The sequence below is a fragment of the Gilvibacter sp. CC01 genome (assembly GCF_055755295.1).
On sequence record NZ_CM146909.1, the window covers coordinates 2,326,139 to 2,346,644 of the forward strand.

Sequence of the window (20,506 nt, forward strand, 5' to 3'; positions counted from 1 at the left end):
ATATAGTATAAAACTAGAAGTTGGGCGGCTGGTACACTCTAAAGTAGGGCGTTTTTGCAACCAGCTCCCAGCGCTCTTTGATCAATACGGAAAGCTTGGCAGATTCTTCGTAATTGTTGGGGTGATCTTCAAAAGGTTCCAAAAAGACCGTCACCTTTTTATCTACCAGCATTTGATAGTGCTTTTCTATTTCCCCAGCCAAATGATGATCAAAAACCCAATCTACGCCTATAGGGTTTTTGGTGTTGGTCACATAGTGTGCTAAGGTCATACTGGGAACAACGGTAAAGTTGTCGTAAACCGCGCTCAATTCTTTAAGTTCCTTGTATTGCTCATAGGTTGTCGCATCGCTTTTTATACCTGATAAGCGTGGAAAAATTTCGCCCATATTGAAGGTGAGCTCACTGCGATTAGAATCGTTGTAAACAGTCTGATAACCTATAGAAAAGCAAGTGACAAAGGCCAACAGAACAGCAAAAGCCCAGCCTTTGCTTAATTTTATTTTAGGTGCCTTGATAAGAAGGACATAGGTAGCAATGACCGTGGCCACAGCGAAGTGAACCGGAGTCTTAAATCCGTTGCTTATAGATGCACACCAGCTAAGGCCTAATAGTAAAAGCAGCAGGCTGTATTTTTTGTCCTTAGTCCACATCAGCAGTCCAAAGAGAACTGCCATTAAAAACCACACTTGATATAACCAGTCCTTTACCGTATGATACGAATCTGGGTTCAAATAAAGGTAGATTAAATATGCCGCTATAATTAAGTGCAATACAACATAGCTTATATCCGCAGGGATCTTTTTTCTAAAATAATACAACAAGCCACCTAAAGGGATCAACCACAAGGCTTGACTTATAAAAGCTAGCGCGTAATTCTTAAATCCGGCATTAAAAAGGGAACTGCCGCTCGTAAAACTAAAGGTTTGGGCGTAGAATGCCTCCCAAGCGCCTTGACTGTATAGTAGCCCTGCAAAACACAAAGCGTAAAAAAGTCCGAAGGCGATCAAGATCAGCAGTTTTTTAAAATCTTTTTGCAAGGCCAAATAACCTGCGATCATTAGCGGAAAGAAATAAAACGATTGTTTACTCAGCACGCTTAAGGCGATAAAGAATGCCGCCAGCGCAATGGTATACCAACGCTGATATTTTAAGAGTAGAAATAAGCCGATAACACCAAAGAACACGCCGTCTATGGTGTTCCACGGCATGGGTGGGTAATTGTGAATGGTCACTACTGCAGCCAGAGTGGCCAAAAAGTAACGCTCCTCTGCTTTTAACTGCAACCAAAGATCCGATACGAGTCTTACCGCCAAATAGGAGAAACTAAAAACTTGCACAAAATAAAAGCCGCGATTCAGTACATAAGCGTAGTCTTCTGTTAAATAGAGAAAAAGCGAATGAAAGTAAGGCGGTAGTGCTGGCTTGATATAGTAGAAATCCAAATGTGGAAAATAACCGTTGTACATCGACCAAGAAATACCAAAGATGGAGCCCATGTCGCCGTTCTCAAGACCATAGGGCGTGTAAAAGATCAGGTAGCCTAAGAGGCAGGTCCAAAAAGCGAGTTTAAAAGGGTTTTTGAGCCAAGAAATTAGCTGCTCTTGGGCAATTGTGGTCATGTTATACGGTCTTTTGTACCACCTCGAAGATCTGTTGCTCGTCGCACTTGAGGGTTTTAGAAGGGTATTTCAAAATCAAGGCGTAATCGTGGGTGGCCATTAAGATGGTATTCCCGTTCTTGTTGATCTCTTGCAATACTTCCATGACCTCTACAGAGGTTTGCGGGTCTAGGTTTCCGGTAGGTTCGTCTGCCAAAATGATCTCTGGCTCGTTGAGTAAGGCCCGCGCTATCGCAATGCGTTGTTGTTCCCCTCCGGAGAGCTCATACGGATACTTAAAGGCCTTGGTTTCCATGCCTACTTTAGAGAGCACTGCTTCTATGCGCTGATCCATTTTAGGTTTCTCCTTCCAACCTGTCGCCTTAAGGACAAACAGTAAATTCTCTTTTACCGTTCTGTCATTTAGCAGTTTGAAGTCTTGAAAAACCACGCCTAATTTTCTGCGTAAGAACGGAATGTCCTTTTCCTTTAGGGTACTTAGATCATAGTCTGCTACAAAACCTTCCCCTTGTTTTAGCGGGAGATCTCCGTAAAGAGTTTTCATAAAACTACTTTTTCCGGAGCCCGTTTTACCAATCAGGTAAACAAATTCCCCCTTGTTCACAGTAAGATCCACATCTTTTAAAATGAGATTCTGATTCTGAAAAATAGCAGCTTTAGAAAGTTTTACAACGGCTTCTGACATAAAAAAGTTAGGATTTTAGCGTCTGTTACGAAAATACTCTTTTTGTGCTAAGGTCTTTGCCAGGCGACTTAGTTTTTTGTAACAAAGTCACCAACAAGGCGTTTGTTAGTAAACAACGCTCGAATTGCAATAATGTTTATAACCCCTTTATAATTTCGCGCAGATCGAGACGTTATTAGGATAAGTATCACGCTATCTTTATCGGCGTTTTAACCCAAAATCATGAACAGATACCTCACCGTATTTTTCCTATTCTTTATGCTGAGTTTAGGCAGCTTTGCGCAGCAATCTGCAGTTTACACCAGTGACGATGTTACCTTTAAAAAAGCCGTAGCGCTCTATAATGCAGGTCAGTATTTGGCTGCTCAACCGCTATTTCAACGCATTGGTCGCGAGGCCGAAGATGAGGGCCTTAAAGGCGAATGCGCCTATTTTGCGGCTAACTGTGCGGTACGTCTTAACCAGCAAGGTGCAGATGCTATGATGGAGGCCTTTGTGGCCGATTACCCAACAAGTGTCCGCAGAAATTCGGCCTATATAGATGTGGCCGAATTTTATTTTGAGAACGGCAAATATTCTTATGCTCGCAAGTGGTACGACAAGGTAGACGATAGCCGTCTGAACCGCGCCGACCTGGAACGTTTCTATTTCAACAACGGATACGCCTATTTTAAAAGTAAGAACTGGGAGGAGGCCAAGACCTATCTCAATCGTGTTGCTGATTCTAAGAACTACGGTTCTCAGGCTAAATATTATTTGGGTTTCATCGCCTATGAGAATGATTCCTATGAGGAGGCCAACGATTATTTTGATCAAGTAGGAGACAACCCGGCTTATAACGAAGAGCTGTCCTACTATCAGGCCGATATGAATTTTAAGCTAGGAAATTTTCAAAAAGCTATAGACCTTGGCTTGGAGCAGTACGACTCCGCAGCAGCAAGAGAACGCTCCGAACTCGCCAAGATCATTGGTGAGAGTTATTTCAACCTTGAAAAATATGCAGAAGCCATTCCGTATCTAAAGGAATTCAAAGGTCGCAGAGGCAAATGGAACAATACCGATTATTACCAATTGGGCTACGCTTATTACAAGCAAGAACAATATGCCGAGGCAATTGCAGAGTTCAATAAAATAGTAGACGGGCGCAATTCGGTTGCGCAGAACGCTTTTTACCATTTGGCTGAATCTTATCTAAAACTGGATAAGAAGCAGGAAGCCTTGAATGCTTTTAAGAATGCTTCGGAGATGGATTTTTCTGCGGAGATAAGACAGGATGCTTGGCTCAACTATGCCAAGCTGAGTTACGAGATCGGGAATCCCTACACCAGTGTGCCGCAAGTATTGGCCAGTTATATGGACGCCTATCCGGAGTCTGAAGCCAATGCAGAATTGCAGGCCTTACTGATCGACTCGTATATCACCTCTAAGAATTACGAAGAGGCCTTGAATTTACTGGAGCGTGAAAATGACGCAGCCAGCAAAGCGGCCTATCAGAAAGTGGCTTTTTATCGCGCCGTGGAATTGATCTTGGACAGTGAGTATGCACGCGCCGAAGAATATTTAGATAAATCTTTGATCCACAAATTAGATCCTAGCTTTACCGCTAGGGCCACCTATTGGAAGGCGCAATGTGACTACGAACTCAGCAATTATGCAGAAGCGCTTGTTGGTTATAGACAATTTGCGCAACTCAGCGGAAGTTCCAATACTCCGGAATGGCTGGATTTTAAATATCACAAGGCCTATGTGCATTTCAAACTCAAAGAGTACAATGAGGCCATTACTGATTTTACGAGTTTTTCTGTGACTTCTTCAAACCTCGACCTAAAGAATGATGCCCTTTTGCGTTTGGGAGATAGTTATTTTGTGACCAGTAAATACTGGCCGGCTATGGAACACTACAATATGGCCATAGAAGGCGGGGTGCCGTCTACAGATTATGCTGAGTTTCAAAAGGCGATATCCTACGGTTTTGTAGATAGAAATCCACAGAAAATAGAAGGCTTAAAGAACTTTGCCAGTAAATATCCACGCTCTGCCTACAAAGACGATGCACTTTATGAATTGGGGAATACCTATGTGAGCATAGACAATATTCCGGAGGCCATGCGCACTTATGATCAGTTGGTACAACAAGTTCCGCAAAGCAGTTATGTGCCACGAGCTATGCTTAAAAAGGCACTCTTATTAGACAACGATAACAGATCCGATGAGGCATTAAGCATATTTAGAGATGTTGTGGCTAATTATCCCGGAACCCCAGAAGCTTTGCAAGCGGTGTCTTCTGCCAAGTTGATCTATATTGATCAGGGACGTGTAGACGAATACGGCGCCTGGGTTTCTTCTTTGGATTTTGTAGAGGTGGCCGATTCGGAACTGGACGATGCTACCTACAAAGCTGCCGAGCAGTCTTTCTTGGCAAATAATAAACGCCAAGCAATTAGTAGATTCAAAAAATACGTTGAAGACTTCCCCAACGGACGCCACGCCTTGCAGGCCAATTTTTATTTAGGGCAGTTGTATTACGGGGAACAAGCTTATGCGGAGACCATTCCTCATTATACCTATGTGGTAGAACAGCCACGCAGTGAGTATACGGAGCAAGCGCTTTCAAGATTATCTCAAGTGTATTTGGAGCAGCAAGACTACGCTCAGGCGATAGGACTTTTAGAAGAGTTGGAACAAGTGGCGGATTTTCCGGAGAACATCATCTTTGCCCAGTCCAATATTATGAAGTCCAGTTATGAACTAAAGCGCTACGAGCAGGCTGTGACCTATGCCGATAAAGTTTTGGCCAACCCCAAGATAGATACCAAGGTAAAAAGTGATGCTCAGATCATCATTGCTCGCGCTGCATGGCAGACCGGCGATATGGCCAAGGCAAAAGCAGCCTACAACGAAGTGAACAAAATCGCTTCTGGTGCCTTGAAAGCAGAATCCTTGTACTATAAAGCCTACTTCCAAAATACAGACGGGGAGTATGCTGATTCTAATGCCACAGTACAAATCCTGGCAAAAGATTACTCCGGCTATAAAGAGCTCGGCGCTAAAGGCTTGGTGGTCATGGCCAAGAATTTCTTTGCCTTAGATGACGCTTACCAGGCAACCTACATACTGGAAAGTGTAATTAGCAATTTTGCTGACTTTCCGGAAGTTGTTACCGAGGCAGAACAGGAGTTAGCAACCATCAAAGCCGCTCAGGCCAAAACGAACGCTTCGGTAGAGACCGGAGGTAGCAATTAATTCATCATCAATCTTATTCGAATGACTTTATATAACAGACTGATTGCGCTCAGCATGCTATTATTGCTAGGGAGTTTTTCTTCCTTTGCACAAGACGATGAAGACCAAACATTAGATACGGAAGTGGTCAATGTGGTGCGGCCCTATACGCCGAGTTTGTCAGATGCATTTAAGATAAAACAAACCCCAGAGATCAACGATTCTATAACCAGTCAAAAGCAAGACGTAACCTACGGGATCTATTCTGTACCAGTAGCTTCTACTTTTACGCCAGCCAAAGGAACTGCCGTTGGCGTAGAAAAAGCAGAACGCGCGCCGCTTTATGATAATTATGCGACCTTAGGCTTGGGTAGTTACACGACTGCTTTGGCAGAGTTCTATTCGAGTTGGCAACTGAGCCGTACTGATAACTTTGGCCTTTTCTTGCAGCACAATTCGGCACAGGGAGATATAGAAGATATTCCCTTAGATGCCAGTTTTCTGGATACCGATCTGGCTTTGTCCTATACCTCTTTTCAACGCGATCTGGGGTACGACATTAATTTAGATGTTACGCATCAGCTCTACAATTGGTACGGAGTCAATCCAACTGTATCACTCCCGCAAGAGCTAATTGAAAGTATTGACCCAACACAAACCTATTTCAGTGCTTTTTTAAGCGGTGGATTGACCTTAGAAGATTCTTATTTCAAGTCCGGCCGTGGGAGCATTGGTTTCTTGTCAGATAAATTTGGTTCTAACGAGATCCGCGCGACTCTGAATCCACAAATAGAATTACCCATCACAGACTATCGCTTTCTGGTTGATGTAGACCTGGACTTTGTTTCGGGCAGTTTTGAACGCAGTTATTTTGACGATATGCCAATAGATTATGGGTTCCTTAACCTTGGTCTAAGCCCAGCTCTAGAGATCTTAACTGACGATCTAACACTATACCTCGGAGCTGCCGTGTATATGGGACAGGATATTGAAAACAGTGATACGGATCTGTTCGTGTATCCGCGGGTTAGAGCTTCTTATCGTTTGTTGGACGATACCGTTATTGCCTACGGAGGAATAGAGGGAGATTTGAATCAGAATTCCTATTACGACCTAAAAGAAGAGAATCCATTTGTGTCTCCTACGCTTACGATAGCCCCAACCGATCAGGTTTACGATGCCTACTTAGGCCTTAAAGGGAAGTTTGGTGGGAACCTGAGTTATAACTTCCGCGGAGGTTACTCCAACGAAAACAATAAGCCATTATTCTTGGCTAATCCGTATAAAGGTGCAGGCCAAGGATTTGAAGGTTACGAATTTGGCAACTCTTTTCAGGTGGTCTATGACAATGTACAGACCTTGAATTTCTTTGGAGAGCTTAAGATCGCTTTAACCGAGCAAGCCACTTTTGGTGTGAGTGGAAACTACTACGGTTACGACGGAGAGCTTACCGGCAGCAACCCTTGGAATTTACCAGAGTTTACCGCTGCAGCCAGTGTAGATGTTCAATTCTCAGAAAAATTATTTGCTGGAGCGAGCCTTTTCTTTGTAGGGGAACGCCAAGACGTTTTTTCTGATACCTTCACCACAACCTTACCCGTTGTAGTGACCTTAGACAATTATTTCGACGCCAACCTCTACGCGACCTATCGCATCAATGAGCGGGTTTCAATCTTTGCGCGTGGGAATAATCTAGTGGGAACCAACTACCAGAAGTGGTTCAACTTTCCGGTGCAAGGTTTGCAGCTCTTAGCGGGAGCTACTTATAAATTCAATTGGTAGTACTGCGGAGGTGATCTTGGGAACTTGCAGTAGATTTCGCGCCTATTGTTGTATTTTTATAAAAAAATCCAACCATGCGAATTTTATCCTTGCTGCTATTTTGCAGCTTGTTCTCTTGTAAGACTGCAACAGAGAAGATCCCTGCGGAGCTTATCGTTACCAATGCCAATATCTACACAGTAGATGCTCAGTTCAGAACCGCCAATGCTTTTGCCGTAGGTGAAGGAGGAGTGATCTTAGGTGTCGGTTCGGACTACGATATCACGGCAGAATACGAAAGTGAAAATGTCTACAATGCACAAGGAAAAACCATCGTACCAGGGCTTATAGATGCACATGCGCACTTGCTGAATTTAGGGGTTGGCATGCAAGAAGTAGACTTGGTTGGCACAACAAGTGCCGAGGATGTTATTGCAAGGGTGAAGGCCTTTCAAGCGCAAAACCAAAGCGAATTCATTAGCGGTCGTGGTTGGGATCAGAACGACTGGGAGGTCAAAGAGTTTCCAACCAAGGAGCAATTAGATGCAGCCTTTCCAAATACCCCAGTGGCCTTGCGCAGAATAGACGGTCACGCCTTATGGGTGAACTCCAAAGCATTAGCAATGGCTGGAGTAACGGCTAGCACTAAATTGCCAGGTGGTGAGGTCATCTTAAAAAACGGAGCTCCAAGCGGAATCCTAGTTGATGCACCTATGCGATTAGTAGATGCCGTACGCCCTGCAAAAGATGTTGCCTATTACGTAAAAGCCCTGACCGATGCAGAATCGAATTGTCTTTCCTACGGGCTAACTACAGTAAACGATGCTGGTCTAGACAGAGCCGCAATTGAACTTATAGATTCCTTGCAGCAAACCGGTACTATGAAACTGCGCTTGTATGCCATGGTGTCTAATGCTCCAGAAAATCTAGATCACTTTTTAAATAAAGGAATTCTAAAGACCGATAGACTCAATGTGCGTTCTGTAAAAGTTTATGGCGACGGGGCCCTGGGATCCAGAGGCGCCGCCTTACGCGCTGCTTATAGCGACCAAGATGGGCATTACGGAGCCATGATCACCACAGAAGAAGATCTTCTGGCTCTGGCTAAGCGCATTAACGCGGCCGGATATCAAATGAACACCCACGCTATTGGCGACTCTGCAAACATAGCCGTTTTACGCGCTTATTCGGAGGTGCTTAAAGATCAAACAGACGCCCGTTGGAAGGTGGAGCATGCCCAAGTTATCAGTGTGGCAGATTTCGATTATTTCTCTAAGAATATTATTCCTTCGGTACAACCCACCCACGCTACCAGCGATATGTACTGGGCAGAACAACGTGTTGGGCCAGACCGCATTAAAGGGGCCTATTCTTTTAAGACCTTATTAGACAAAGCAGGCTTGGTTGCTCTAGGTACCGATTTCCCGGTGGAGCAAGTGAATCCTATACTAACCTTTTACGCCGCTGTAGCACGCCAAGATCTGGAAGGATACCCAGAAGGTGGTTTCTTACCTGAACAAAAACTCAGCAGAGAAGAAGCGCTTAAAGGAATGACCATTTGGGCTGCCTATTCCAACTTTGAAGAAGAAGAAAAAGGCAGTATAGAAGTTGGCAAATTGGCCGACTTTACGGTCCTGTCCGCAGATATCATGACAGTAGCCGAATCAGAAATTCCCGAGATCACTGCGGTTCGCACCTATATAAACGGGGAGCTCGTTTACGAGCAAAAATAAAATGACCTAGAGTCCGCCATTGGCCTGTAGATCTGCAATACAAAGCGGATCTAAAGGAGTAATGGCGTTGTAGTTCTTCATTTTGAAAATACCACCTTGAATTTCGGTTTGGAAGAACATTAAGCAGTCTTCTACTACACAGTGGTGGGTGTTGAAAGGATCTTCGTGATCTGAAGTCAGGGGTGTTCCAAGATCAACCAAGCCGAGTAGGTGTCCAAATTCATGATTAAGCGTAGTGCTTTCTAAGGCAACACGACCAGGTTCTCCAGCTTCATCACTGAACTCACGAATGGTCTCTTCGTAGATTACCAAGGAAGTATTTCTGTAAGCTGTACCCAGGGTTTTACTGAACTGGGTGTCATTTATATTGGCTCCACCAGTAAAGAAAATGAATACCCCCAGGGTAGTGCCCTGATTGTAGACCGTACGAACTTGGTCTTCTATCTCGGCTATCTCCGCAGTACTAAAAGGTTGCATGCCGATAGGGGCAATGGATCTTTGGGTAAAAGTGATTCCTCCAGGTTTATTGAGTCGCTCTTCTAAAAAGATGCGCAGATTGTCTACGGTTTCGGCACGTGGATTAAAATTCTCTACAAAGACCAGCTCTACATTAATAGCGTCAAAATTGGTGCTCCCTAAAAGATCGGCAGCAGAATCCCCAACACTCAAAAGGTTGGCTGCGTTGGGATTGGGTTCTTCAGTATCATCGCCTCCCGAGGAATCGTCACTTTTACAGGACGAAAGGATAAAAAAGGTCAACAAGAGTAGATAGGGGAGATATCGTAATATTTTCATCGATTTAATATTTTTCTTTGTACGGTCAATTAATCAAATAAAAAATATTTGCATCGATCAACCGCGTTGCTTTCGCACAAAAAATTTAATTTAAACTAAACTCACTTTAGCAATTAGTTTTGTTTGTGCTCATTTCATAGCGTGATTGTGTACTTTGCACAAAATTAAAGCATTTTTTTATTCTTATGAGAGCTCTCTTTCTATTAACGCTACTTTCATTGTTTTGTTTTTCTGCGGATGCCCAAACAGATGCTGTGCAGCAGCAGACCATCAATTATCTTAAAATAAACGGAACCCAAACCCAGTACGAAGCCGCTTTTGACCAAATGGTCGGACTGATAAAAACACAATTCGAAGGTTCTGGGGTGCCTGAATCGCAGTGGGAAAAATTAGAGGCCAAAAAATCCGATGCTGTATCGGGTATAGTGAATATGCTAGCTTCTGTATACCGTAGTTATTTCGAAGAAACCGATATTCAAAACCTATATACACATTACAGCAGTTCCCCAGAGCAGCAGCGAACCAATCAAAGCACATTTATAAATTCTGCCACTGGTCAGAAACTGATCGCCGTACAACAAAGCCTTATTCAGAATATTTCTGCTGCATCAGAATCTTGGAGTCGGGATCTGTATATGGATACCATTAATGAGTTGAAGGCACTGGGTTATACTCCTAAACAGCAGTAAGTCTGGCGAGATAATCGAAGTTCTCTCCTTCTTCTATAAGTTCAAAATGTAAACCCGCCAATTGGGCTAAGATCCCAAAGGTCTCTGGGTCTAGATACAGCCAATAATAAGGTTCAGATTGTTGCCCTTTGTAATGCAACACACATTCCAACTCCCCGTAATATTTTAAGTACTCGGGCACGTCCAAATTTCCAGCTTCATCGTAGTCATACATATATTGCAGGTCACTTGAGTCTACGAGGATTTGTCCCTGCGGAGCCAAGAGCGATCTGAGATGTTCCAAGGCTTTTTTAGTCTGATCCAAACGTCCAAAAAGCCCAGTGCCGTTCATTAGAAGTAATAAGGTGTCAAACTTTTCATGTTCTAGCTCGTAGATAGATTCACAGCGCGTTTGCGCTACACCGCGAGCTTTAGTTACTTCAATATTATCTGCACTAAGGTCTAAGGCGGTTACATTATGACCTTGCTTTTGGAGGTATAGGCTATGCGAGCCTGCTCCGCAACCAACGTCTAAAATTTTACCGCGGGCCAATTCCAAGGCCTTTTGTTCAATAAAAGGCATGTCTTCAAAGTCACGGAACAAATGTTTTAGCGGCAGGACATCCTTTTCGCTAATGGAGGTTTCGTTCCAGAGGTCTTCTGTATCTTTACCCGCAAAGTGGTCTTTTATGGCCTGGCCCATGAGATCGGTAACACGCATCCGTAGAAACTATGAATAAGCAGCTCGAACAGCTGGCAGAAAAAGCCAAAGTTAACCATAAAGCGAACAAGAAGTTCTTTGCCAAGCTCAAAAAGCGTCCGCCAAAGAATATGGATGCCCTGATGGTAGAACTGCACGAGGACGAATTTACGCGAACCGACTGTTTGGAATGCGCCAACTGCTGCAAGACCACGGGTCCTTTGTTTACTGATAAGGACATTGACCGTTTGGCCAAGCTTTTTAAAATGAAGCAGCAGCAATTCATTGAAACCTATTTGCGGATCGATGAAGAGAATGACTATGTTCTGCAGACGGTGCCCTGTCCTTTTCTAGGTGCCGATAATTATTGTTCGGTCTACGATCATCGCCCAAAGGCTTGTCGTGAATTTCCGCATACGGACCGCAAGAAGTTTCAGCAAATCTCCAACCTGACCTTAAAGAATGTGGCCATCTGTCCAGCCGCCTACAACATTGTTGAGGAAATGAAAAAACGCTTGCCCAATTACTCTTCGTAAAGTAGGTATTTAGCACGGGTCTTTTTAAATACTTCTATTTCGGCTTGCCAGCTTGCACGGATCTCTTCGGCGCTTAAGCCTTGCTCAATCTGCTTTTGTAACAGAGGTGTGCCAGCATGGGTAGTGAAATTGGCGGTATTGAAGAACTTGTCTTTTTTGGTGTGATCACGATAGGCTTGTACTATCCATTGTAGATCTACTTTGCTTAAATAAGGCTGCTGCCCTAAGAACAAACCATTGCATTCGGTGTCTTGATGTTTGGGATATTTAGATCCAAAGTTGGGTTGAGGTGTATACTGATAAGTGTATTTTTCTTTGGGTAAAAAGGGTGAGCCCAGGAGCTGGAATTGATAGTCGGTACCACGGCCAGCATTGAGGTTGCTTCCCTCTAGAAGGCCCAAACTTGGGTAAAGGTTAACGGCAGTATAGTTAGGCAAATTGGGTGAGGGCCGTACGGGCAACCAATATTTAGAGCGGTGGTTGTAATCTGCGTTTTTAATCACGGTTAAATCTGCTTTAATGCCGTCTTTTAACCAACCTTCGCCATTGACCATTAAGGCATATTCGCCTATGGTCATTCCATAAACAAGCGGTACGGTATGCATACCTAGAAAGCCTGTATGCTCTTTAAGCATGGTAGGGCCGTCAACATAATGTCCGTTAGGATTGGGTCGGTCCAAAACAATTATCGGAATGCCCGCTTCTGCAGCGGCTTCCATAACCAAACTCATGGTGGAGATGTAGGTGTAAAAACGTACGCCTACGTCCTGTATGTCGAAGACTATTATATCCACATCTGTTAGTTGCTCCGGAGTCGGTTTTCTGTGTTTGCCATGTAATGACAACAAGGCTAAGCCTGTTTTTGTGTCTAGGCCGTCTTTAACGGCCTCGCCTGCATCGGCGCGACCTCTAAAGCCGTGTTCCGGCGCGAATACTTTTACAATATTGATGTCTCTTGCAAGTAAGCTGTCTACAAGATGTGTATAGCTGTTTTTTGTGGCCGATATTATACTGGTCTGATTGGCAACAACCGCTACACGCTTGCCTTGTAGTAATGGAAAATATTCTTCTGTTTGATTTGCTGCAGGAACCGGTGTGATTTGTGCTTTCGGATTTTGATCTGGAAGACTTTCATCAGCTTCTTGCGATTTGGATCCGCAGGAACACATAACAATCAGAAGGAATAAAAACGTATTTTTGAGACTTAGAACAGTCATAGATCTGGAGTGAATTTCGAATATTTTATAGCCCGCCGCATTGCGCGTTCCAAGGATCATAAAAGTAGCGTATCGGGTCCAATTATAAAAATAGCCATAGCGGCTATTGCCATTGGCACCATAGTGATGCTTATTGCCATTGCTACGGGGATTGGACTGCAACGCAAGATCAAAGAAAAGGTTTCTGCTTTTCACGGCGATATCATCATCTCCAATTATGATACCAACTTTTCTTTTGATTCTCAGATCCCCATCAGCATAAACCAAGAATTCTATCCGGAGTTTAATCTGGTCCCAGGGATAAAGCATATACAGGTCACCGCTTTAAAAGGTGGGATAATCCGCACCGAAGAGACCTTTGAAGGTGTAGTTGTTAAAGGAGTAAATGCCGATTACGACTTCTCGCATTTTGAGGAGTACCTCACAGCAGGCCGATTGCCAGACTATAGCGGGAACTTAAACGCGGAGATCCTCATTTCTGAATATTTAGCCAAACGACTAAATTTAAAGTTGGGAGATAAGGTTGCGACCTATTTTGTCAATAACGATAGCGAACGCCCAACTAGAACACGGGGTTTTGATCTGGTGGGTATATACAACAGCGGGTTCCAAGAGTTTGACCAGCAATTCTTGGTGGCCGATATTCGTCACATTCAGCGCTTGAACAAATGGGAGCCAGATCAGATAGGCAGTTTTGAGCTTTTTGTGGCCGATTTTGACAAGCTCGCTGAGACCAGTGCAGCAGTTTATGAGAATATCGATTCGGAACTCAACGCCATCAGCATAAGGGAGAAATACCTCTCTATTTTTGAGTGGTTGGATCTGTTCGATTTTAATATCTACCTCATTATTGGGATCATGATCGTTATTGCCGGGATCAATATGATAACGGCCTTGTGGGTGCTTATTTTAGAACGCACCCAAATGATAGGGACCTTAAAGGCTCTAGGTAGCTCAGACTGGAGTATACAAAAGGTCTTTTTGTACAATGCGGGTTATATTATTTTGCGCGGTTTGTTTTGGGGAAATCTGATAGGGCTCGGCCTCATATTTATCCAGGCGCAGTTTGGGCTGTTTGAGTATCCTGACCCAGAGGTATACTATATGAAAGAAGCTCCAGTATACCTGAACGCCTTTTATGTTTTGGCCTTGAATGCTGGGACATTAGCTCTTTGTCTTCTGATGCTGTGGGGCGCTAGTTTTACGGTCTCGAGAATTGATCCTATCAAGGCGATCCGCTTCGAATAAATCCGCAGCAATTAAAGAATAGCTATCTAAGGAAAGACCGAGGGGTTTTGTACCTTTGCCAGGTCTTAAAAACACAAATGGAATACGCAGAAAATATATTAGGCACTATAGGAAATACTCCTTTGGTAAAGATCAATCACTTGGCTAAGGATCTACCTTGCTTGGTGTTGGCAAAATACGAAACATTCAACCCTGGGAATTCGGTAAAAGACCGCATGGCCCTAAAGATGGTAGAAGACGCTGAGGCCGATGGGCGCTTGCAACCAGGAGGTACCATCATTGAAGGAACTTCCGGAAATACTGGAATGGGCTTGGCCCTTGCTGCGGTGGTAAAAGGCTACAAAAGCATCTTTGTTACTACAGATAAGCAGTCCAAAGAAAAAGTAGATGTGTTAAAAGCCATGGGGGCAGAAGTGATTGTATGTCCTACAGATGTGGCTCCAGACGATCCACGGTCTTATTATTCGGTTTCTAAACGCCTAGGAGAAGAAACTCCAAACAGTTGGTATGTGAATCAGTACGACAATCCGAGTAATGCTGTAGCACATTACGAAAGTACCGGGCCGGAGATCTGGAAGCAGACAGACGGTAAGGTAACCCACTTTGTTGTTGGCGTTGGAACAGGGGGGACTATTTCTGGAGTTGGGAAATATTTGAAAGAGCAGAATCCTAATATTAAAGTTTGGGGAATTGATACCTACGGAAGCGTGTTTAAAAAATACCACGAGACCGGAATCTTTGACGAAAAGGAGATCTACCCATATGTTACCGAGGGGATAGGCGAAGACATTTTACCAGAAAACGTCGATTTTAGCATCATAGATGGCTTTACCAAAGTAACCGATAAGGATGCTGCCATCTATACCCAATTATTGGCTAAAACAGAAGGGATGTTCTTAGGAAACTCTGCAGGAGCAGCTATGAAAGGCCTGCTGCAACTCAAAGAACACTTTAATGAAGACGATGTGGTGGTGGTACTATTTCACGATCACGGCAGTCGTTATGTGGGTAAAATGTTCAACGACGATTGGATGCGAAAAATGGGTTATATCGAATAGATTTACCCTTGAAAACCTTAAAAACCCTCGATGAAAATCGGGGGTTTTCTTATCTTGCACTAAAGGCCAACGGCTATGAATTGGGTTTACGATTTAAGGCATTATCTAGAACGACGAGGGTTTTATGTGTCCTCTCGCTTGGCCGAACGCTTGGGCATGCGCGCCAAAAGTGTTCGCCTGTTTTTTATTTACGTGAGCTTTGCCACTTTGGGAGCAGGATTTGCAATTTATCTCACCTTGGCTTTTTGGCTTAAACTAAAAGACTTAATTTACACCAAACGAACTTCTGTTTTTGACCTCTAGTAGGTTTTGCAGTTGTGCCAACCCAATACTTTATGCCTAAAGTTACCCTGCTCACACGATATTTTAGATCTAAGATCAACATTGCCCTAGGCTTGTTGCTTCTAGTTTTTATTGTGGGAGTATTGGGGTTTAAGCTCTATGCAGACTACAGTTGGATCGATGCGGTCTATATGACCATCATTACAATTACCACTGTTGGCTTTCAAGAGGTGGAGCCGCTAGGACCTAGCGAAAAGATATTTACCTCTGTATTGATCATATCCAGTATCTTTATTGTGGGATATGCCATTACGGTGATCTCCGAGTATTTGCTCGGTAAAAGCAATATTGGAAACCTTACCCAGAAAAGAGTGAAGAAGCAAATTGAATCTTTAAACGGACATGTCATTGTTTGTGGTTATGGACGAAACGGGCGTCAAGCCGTGCAAAAACTACGCGCCTACAACAAACCTTTTGTTGTGGTAGAAATAGACGAAGAGATCGTTTCTCGAGCTGTTCTTGACGATGATATACTAATGGTGCTTGGAAATGCGGATGAGGACGAAGTGCTTTATCAGGCAGGTATAGATAGGGCTTCGACCGTGATCTGTGCCTTACCTAGTGATGCCGACAATCTATTCATAGTTTTGTCTGCCAGACAGATCAATCCGAAGCTGCGGATCATTAGCCGCGCCACAGAGGAGACCAGTTATAACAAACTTAAATTGGCTGGTGCGGATAATGTTATCATGCCAGACAAGATCGGTGGAGAGCATATGGCTTCTTTGGTAGTAGTGCCAGACTTGCTCGAATTTCTAAACAATCTCACAGTTTCTGGAGAAGAGGATAGCATAAATGTAGAGCAGGTTTCGTTTGAAAACATTTGTCCAGACGGTAAAGAAATGGCCATTCGAGATCTGGATCTGCGTAAGCGAACTGGCTGTTCTATAATCGGGTATAAATCTCCTAACGGTGAGTACGTTGTGAATCCGGAACCAGAAATGATCCTTAAAAAAGAGTCCAAACTGATTCTCATTGGCAGACCACCGCAAATCGAGCGTTTAAAGGAAGTTTACAAGGTTTAACAGCCCACTTTTTAACGGCCAAAAATTTGAATTCGCAGTTTTTTTTAGCATCTTGTGAGCCTGAAAAACGCAAACTAAATCAATTACTATGTACAAAAGAGTACTTCTGTTAGCATTCGCTTTATTATCACCTATATTTTCTTTTGCTCAAGACGCCCAAGAAGTCGGCCTTGATGATAAGATAAACGATGCGGTTATGCCCGCTGCCGTTTGGTGGGAGAATCTTGTTCTAACCACGGTTCCCTTAGGCGAATACAATGTTCCTGTAGTAGTAATTCTATTGGTTTTAGGAGCGACATTCTTTACAGTTTATTTCAAGGTGCCAAGCATCCGAAGATTTCCGTTGGCCATTAATACGGTGCGCGGGAAATACGACGACATTGAAGGTGCAGACGGACACGGAGTTGAAAAATCGGACGTAAATATTGTAGATGGAGATTTGCCAGATACCATTCGTGACGAAAGTCAAGAAGGAGAGGTTTCTCACTTTCAGGCTTTGGCCACTGCTGTTTCTGGTACCGTTGGTTTAGGAAACATTGCTGGGGTTGCTGTAGCGATCGCGTTGGGTGGTCCTGGAGCAACTTTCTGGATGATCGTTTGTGGTCTTATTGGTATGGCCACCAAATTTGTGGAATGTACCTTGGGTGTTAAGTATCGTGATGTTGGTCCTGATGGAACTGTTTACGGTGGTCCGATGTACTATTTGTCTAAAGGACTTAAGGAGCAGAACATGGGCGGTCTTGGGAAAGTGCTTGCCGGATTATTCGCCATTCTTTGTGTCGGAGCTTCCTTTGGAGGAGGAAACGCATTCCAGTCTAACCAGGCCACAGTGCAGCTTTCCTCACTTATGGGATTAGAAGGTGGTGCTACCGGATTCATCATTGGAGTTATTCTTGCAGTTCTAGTAGGAATTGTAATTATTGGAGGTATCAAGCGTATCGCTAAGATCACAGAGAAGATTGTTCCATTTATGGCGGGTATCTATGTGCTAGCAGCCTTGATCATCATCTTTGCCAATATCTCTTATATCGGAGATGCTTTTGGACTGATCTTTAAAGGAGCCTTCACGCCTATGGCTGGTTTAGGTGGTTTTATCGGAGTGCTTATTGTTGGATTCCAACGCGCGGCTTTCTCTAACGAGGCTGGAGCAGGGTCCGCAGCAATCGCTCACTCCGCAGTAAAAACAAAATATCCGGCTAGTGAGGGTGTAGTTGCCCTTTTGGAGCCATTCATTGATACGGTAGTAATTTGTACTATGACTGCCTTGGTGATCATCTTCTTTAATATTGATGGAACCAATTTGCAAAGTGTATTTGAATACGGAGCAGTAGAAGGTTCTAACGTGATCTTAAACGGAACCGGAGAGCAGCTCGGAGGAGTGGACTTGACCTCCCGTGCATTCGACTCGGTTATCCCAGGCTTCTCCTATGTATTGACGATCGCGATTGTTTTGTTCGCCTTCTCGACCATGATCTCTTGGTCTTACTACGGTCTACAGTCTTGGAAATATCTGTTCGGTAAAGGAAAAACTGCCGACCTTATCTATAAAATCATGTTCCTATTGTTCGTGGTGATTGGTGCTGCTGCCACTTTGGATGCGGTGATCAAATTCTCCGATGCGATGATCCTTGCCTTGGTGTTCCCGAACATGATAGGACTATTCTTCCTGTTCCCTAAGGTGCGAGAGGAAATGAAGAAATACCTGGCGGCCATTAAAGGACTTAAATCGTCCAACTAGACGACCAGACTAACTTTTTTAATAATACCCCTATGCAAAACGATTTGACATGGGGGTATTTTTTTTACTCAAAAAACAACTGTTATTCTACAAGCGCGACCAGCTAAGTGTTGCCTTATTCTTAATTGCATTTACAGGTCTTTTATGGCTGATTCACGGTGGTGAAAGACCAGAGCATATACCAGTTGATCTCAATGCATCCGTGTCTCAGAAAGAGCGAGCCTCATTGGATTCCTTAAAGCTGGACAAGGCCAAGCCGAGACGCTATAAATTCAACCCTAATTTTCTGAGTCCGTACAATGCTTATCTGTGGGGTATTAGCGATAGTGCTTTGACTGCTTTAGAAAGTTTTCGCGCTCAAGACAAGTGGTTGCGATCTGCTGCGGATTTTCAGCGAGTCACTGGAGTCTCAGATTCCTTGCTGGCCGAAATGAAAAGCTATTTTAGATTCCCTGCATGGACGCAGCAAAGTCGGACCAACACCTTCCTGGATCGCCCTGAAAAAGTTAAAGAGCTGAACGCTGCGAGCCAAGAGGAGTTAGAGGCAGTTTACGGGATAGGGCCAGTTTTGGCAGGGCGTATTCTCCGTTTTAAGCAGCGCTATGGTCCATATTCCGACAGTTTGCAATTGCGGCTGATCTATGGACTAAAACCTGAAGTGCGGGCAGAACTACTTAAACATTTCACCATTGCCACTAAGGACACCATTAGTAAGATCGATTTCAATACAGCAGCTGCTTCTGACTTGGCAACTTTGCCTGGGATTAATTTCGAATTGGCTAAGGAGTTGGTGATATTCAGACGGTTACGAGATGGTATTTCTGCCCCAGAAGACTTGCTTATGTTAGAGGGTATTACTGCGGATTGGTTAGCGGGAATTGCCGTATATTTGCAATTCGAATAATAGCCCTATTCGCCTTTTTTTTAATGAAGAACTCAAACGTTTGAGTTCAGTAAAAACGAAAGCATTCTGCAACCTATGAATACTACTTATTTTACCGAAGAACACGATCTTTTCAGAGCCAGTTTGCGCGACTTCTTGCAAAAAGAAGTGGTGCCGCATATTGAAGACTGGGAAGCCAGTGGTACCATTGATCCGGAGATCTGGACAAAAATGGGTGAGATGGGATTCTTTGGGATTGCATATCCGGAAGCCTATGGCGGTATGGGCTTGGATTTCTTCTATACGGTGATCTTTCTAGAGGAGTTACAGCGCGTGCAATCCGGTGGGTTTGCGGCTGCAATGTGGGCGCATGCCTATTTGGCAATGACCCACTTGAACGCAGAAGGCAATGAAGAACAAAGGCAACATTACTTGGCCAAGAGTATTAGCGGCGAAATGATAGGTTGTCTTTGTGTGACAGAGCCCTTTGGAGGTTCTGATGTATCTGGAATGCGATCTACAGCTGTAAAGCAAGGCGATCACTATATTCTTAATGGTTCCAAAACCTTTATCACCAACGGTGTCTACAGCGACTATTTGGTGGTAGCAGCTAAAACGGATCCCTCTTTGGGCAACAAGGGTATTAGTTTATTCATTGTAGATAGAAGCATGGAGGGTGTTGCAGCGACCAAACTTGACAAATTGGGTTGGCGTGCAAGCGATACAGGAGAGATATCCTTTACCGATGTAAAAGTTCCTGTGAGCAATATGTTGGGAGAAGAGAACAAAGGATTCCAATACATCATGCAGCATTTTGCTAGTGAGCGTCTTATTATGGGGATCAATGCCCACGCGCGCTCGGAATGGGCCTTGGAGTACACCATTCAATACATGAAAGACCGCAAGGCCTTTGGGAAGTCCATTTCTGAATTCCAGGCATTGCGTCATAAGATCGCACAGTTAGCCTCCGAAGTAGAAGTTTGCAAAACCTTTAACTATACCGTTGCAAAACGATTGGGAGACGGGGAGTATGTGGTTAAAGAGGCCAGCATGTCTAAACTGATCTCTACAAAAATTGCAGACGAAGTTGCCTATGACTGCCTGCAGATGCTAGGGGGTTACGGCTATATGGAAGAATATCCTATGGCGCGATTGCTGCGCGATAGTAGGCTAGGACCTATCGGAGGAGGTACTTCCGAGATCTTACGCGAGATCATCGCAAAAATGGTGATTGACGGGAAAGTCTACAAGCCTGCCACATAATTAGTCGATTT

17 protein-coding genes are annotated in these 20,506 nt (G+C 43.9%); 12 read left to right on the plus strand and 5 right to left on the minus strand.

What is annotated here, in order from left to right; genetic code table 11:
• Positions 1 to 13: 13 nt before the first annotated feature.
• On the minus strand, positions 14 to 1,621 hold the full coding sequence (locus tag AC0J2F_RS11020) for a hypothetical protein (RefSeq protein WP_473007694.1): 1,608 nt from the start codon (positions 1,619 to 1,621) through the stop codon (positions 14 to 16).
• 1 nt (position 1,622) lies between these two features.
• Entirely contained in the window at positions 1,623 to 2,306 is a 684-nt protein-coding gene (locus AC0J2F_RS11025; protein WP_087523103.1) for a cell division ATP-binding protein FtsE, read from the minus strand.
• Between the two features lie 222 nt (positions 2,307 to 2,528).
• On the opposite strand from AC0J2F_RS11025, the gene AC0J2F_RS11030 reads away from it, so the two are divergent.
• The 3 genes from AC0J2F_RS11030 (at position 2,529) to AC0J2F_RS11040 (ending at position 9,022) form a co-directional block, all read left to right on the plus strand.
• A complete protein-coding gene (locus AC0J2F_RS11030; RefSeq protein WP_473007695.1) occupies positions 2,529 to 5,549 on the plus strand; it encodes a tetratricopeptide repeat protein in 3,021 nt (1,006 codons plus the stop codon).
• 21 nt (positions 5,550 to 5,570) lie between these two features.
• Positions 5,571 to 7,310, plus strand: a complete 1,740-nt coding sequence (locus AC0J2F_RS11035; RefSeq protein ID WP_473007696.1) for a TonB-dependent receptor — start codon at positions 5,571 to 5,573, stop codon at positions 7,308 to 7,310.
• A 74-nt stretch (positions 7,311 to 7,384) separates the two neighbouring features.
• Positions 7,385 to 9,022 carry an amidohydrolase gene (locus tag AC0J2F_RS11040; protein WP_473007697.1) on the plus strand — a complete coding sequence of 546 codons (1,638 nt, stop codon included), beginning with the start codon at positions 7,385 to 7,387 and terminating at the stop codon, positions 9,020 to 9,022.
• A 6-nt stretch (positions 9,023 to 9,028) separates the two neighbouring features.
• Here the strand turns inward: AC0J2F_RS11040 and AC0J2F_RS11045 are convergent, their stop codons facing one another.
• A complete protein-coding gene (locus AC0J2F_RS11045; RefSeq protein ID WP_473007698.1) occupies positions 9,029 to 9,817 on the minus strand; it encodes a membrane metalloprotease in 789 nt (262 codons plus the stop codon).
• Positions 9,818 to 10,002: 185 nt separating this feature from the next.
• Here AC0J2F_RS11045 and AC0J2F_RS11050 point away from each other — a divergent pair, with 185 nt between their 5' ends.
• Positions 10,003 to 10,506 (plus strand): DUF2059 domain-containing protein, encoded by a 504-nt coding sequence (locus AC0J2F_RS11050; RefSeq protein ID WP_473007699.1) that lies wholly within the window; start codon positions 10,003 to 10,005, stop codon positions 10,504 to 10,506.
• Here AC0J2F_RS11050 and AC0J2F_RS11055 read toward each other — a convergent pair.
• Entirely contained in the window at positions 10,493 to 11,206 is a 714-nt protein-coding gene (locus AC0J2F_RS11055; RefSeq protein ID WP_473007700.1) for a class I SAM-dependent methyltransferase, read from the minus strand. The genes AC0J2F_RS11050 and AC0J2F_RS11055 overlap by 14 nt on opposite strands.
• Positions 11,207 to 11,217: 11 nt before the next feature.
• Here AC0J2F_RS11055 and AC0J2F_RS11060 point away from each other — a divergent pair, with 11 nt between their 5' ends.
• Positions 11,218 to 11,721, plus strand: coding sequence for a YkgJ family cysteine cluster protein (locus AC0J2F_RS11060; protein WP_473007701.1), 504 nt, complete (start codon positions 11,218 to 11,220; stop codon positions 11,719 to 11,721).
• Here AC0J2F_RS11060 and AC0J2F_RS11065 read toward each other — a convergent pair.
• Positions 11,709 to 12,938 (minus strand): exo-beta-N-acetylmuramidase NamZ family protein, encoded by a 1,230-nt coding sequence (locus tag AC0J2F_RS11065; RefSeq protein ID WP_473007702.1) that lies wholly within the window; start codon positions 12,936 to 12,938, stop codon positions 11,709 to 11,711. The genes AC0J2F_RS11060 and AC0J2F_RS11065 overlap by 13 nt on opposite strands.
• Positions 12,939 to 12,947: 9 nt before the next feature.
• Here AC0J2F_RS11065 and AC0J2F_RS11070 point away from each other — a divergent pair, with 9 nt between their 5' ends.
• The 7 genes from AC0J2F_RS11070 (at position 12,948) to AC0J2F_RS11100 (ending at position 20,495) form a co-directional block, all read left to right on the plus strand.
• Positions 12,948 to 14,186, plus strand: a complete 1,239-nt coding sequence (locus AC0J2F_RS11070) for an ABC transporter permease (RefSeq protein ID WP_087523094.1) — start codon at positions 12,948 to 12,950, stop codon at positions 14,184 to 14,186.
• A gap of 77 nt (positions 14,187 to 14,263) precedes the next feature.
• Positions 14,264 to 15,244 carry a PLP-dependent cysteine synthase family protein gene (locus AC0J2F_RS11075; protein ID WP_087523093.1) on the plus strand — a complete coding sequence of 327 codons (981 nt, stop codon included), beginning with the start codon at positions 14,264 to 14,266 and terminating at the stop codon, positions 15,242 to 15,244.
• A gap of 75 nt (positions 15,245 to 15,319) precedes the next feature.
• Positions 15,320 to 15,547 (plus strand): PspC family transcriptional regulator, encoded by a 228-nt coding sequence (locus tag AC0J2F_RS11080; RefSeq protein WP_087523092.1) that lies wholly within the window; start codon positions 15,320 to 15,322, stop codon positions 15,545 to 15,547.
• Positions 15,548 to 15,579: 32 nt separating this feature from the next.
• Complete coding sequence (locus AC0J2F_RS11085; RefSeq protein ID WP_473007703.1) at positions 15,580 to 16,611, plus strand: potassium channel family protein; 1,032 nt, start codon at positions 15,580 to 15,582, stop codon at positions 16,609 to 16,611.
• Positions 16,612 to 16,699: 88 nt separating this feature from the next.
• Positions 16,700 to 18,349, plus strand: a complete 1,650-nt coding sequence (locus tag AC0J2F_RS11090; protein WP_473007704.1) for an alanine/glycine:cation symporter family protein — start codon at positions 16,700 to 16,702, stop codon at positions 18,347 to 18,349.
• Between the two features lie 49 nt (positions 18,350 to 18,398).
• Positions 18,399 to 19,253 (plus strand): ComEA family DNA-binding protein, encoded by an 855-nt coding sequence (locus tag AC0J2F_RS11095; RefSeq protein ID WP_473007705.1) that lies wholly within the window; start codon positions 18,399 to 18,401, stop codon positions 19,251 to 19,253.
• A 75-nt stretch (positions 19,254 to 19,328) separates the two neighbouring features.
• The gene (locus AC0J2F_RS11100) at positions 19,329 to 20,495 is read left to right on the plus strand and encodes an acyl-CoA dehydrogenase family protein (RefSeq protein WP_374959495.1); all 1,167 of its coding nucleotides are present in this window, start codon (positions 19,329 to 19,331) and stop codon (positions 20,493 to 20,495) included.
• Positions 20,496 to 20,506: the final 11 nt, after the last annotated feature.

What these genes read in the sequence shown, in the direction of transcription:
- AC0J2F_RS11020 (WP_473007694.1), bottom strand. Translation starts at nt 1,621, where the DNA reads ATGACCACAATTGCCCAAGAGCAGCTAATTTCTTGGCTCAAAAACCCT.
- AC0J2F_RS11025 (WP_087523103.1), bottom strand. Translation starts at nt 2,306, where the DNA reads ATGTCAGAAGCCGTTGTAAAACTTTCTAAAGCTGCTATTTTTCAGAAT.
- AC0J2F_RS11030 (WP_473007695.1), top strand. Translation starts at nt 2,529, where the DNA reads ATGAACAGATACCTCACCGTATTTTTCCTATTCTTTATGCTGAGTTTA.
- AC0J2F_RS11035 (WP_473007696.1), top strand. Translation starts at nt 5,571, where the DNA reads ATGACTTTATATAACAGACTGATTGCGCTCAGCATGCTATTATTGCTA.
- AC0J2F_RS11040 (WP_473007697.1), top strand. Translation starts at nt 7,385, where the DNA reads ATGCGAATTTTATCCTTGCTGCTATTTTGCAGCTTGTTCTCTTGTAAG.
- AC0J2F_RS11045 (WP_473007698.1), bottom strand. Translation starts at nt 9,817, where the DNA reads ATGAAAATATTACGATATCTCCCCTATCTACTCTTGTTGACCTTTTTT.
- AC0J2F_RS11050 (WP_473007699.1), top strand. Translation starts at nt 10,003, where the DNA reads ATGAGAGCTCTCTTTCTATTAACGCTACTTTCATTGTTTTGTTTTTCT.
- AC0J2F_RS11055 (WP_473007700.1), bottom strand. Translation starts at nt 11,206, where the DNA reads ATGCGTGTTACCGATCTCATGGGCCAGGCCATAAAAGACCACTTTGCG.
- AC0J2F_RS11060 (WP_473007701.1), top strand. Translation starts at nt 11,218, where the DNA reads ATGAATAAGCAGCTCGAACAGCTGGCAGAAAAAGCCAAAGTTAACCAT.
- AC0J2F_RS11065 (WP_473007702.1), bottom strand. Translation starts at nt 12,938, where the DNA reads ATGACTGTTCTAAGTCTCAAAAATACGTTTTTATTCCTTCTGATTGTT.
- AC0J2F_RS11075 (WP_087523093.1), top strand. Translation starts at nt 14,264, where the DNA reads ATGGAATACGCAGAAAATATATTAGGCACTATAGGAAATACTCCTTTG.
- AC0J2F_RS11080 (WP_087523092.1), top strand. Translation starts at nt 15,320, where the DNA reads ATGAATTGGGTTTACGATTTAAGGCATTATCTAGAACGACGAGGGTTT.
- AC0J2F_RS11085 (WP_473007703.1), top strand. Translation starts at nt 15,580, where the DNA reads ATGCCTAAAGTTACCCTGCTCACACGATATTTTAGATCTAAGATCAAC.
- AC0J2F_RS11090 (WP_473007704.1), top strand. Translation starts at nt 16,700, where the DNA reads ATGTACAAAAGAGTACTTCTGTTAGCATTCGCTTTATTATCACCTATA.
- AC0J2F_RS11095 (WP_473007705.1), top strand. Translation starts at nt 18,399, where the DNA reads ATGGGGGTATTTTTTTTACTCAAAAAACAACTGTTATTCTACAAGCGC.
- AC0J2F_RS11100 (WP_374959495.1), top strand. Translation starts at nt 19,329, where the DNA reads ATGAATACTACTTATTTTACCGAAGAACACGATCTTTTCAGAGCCAGT.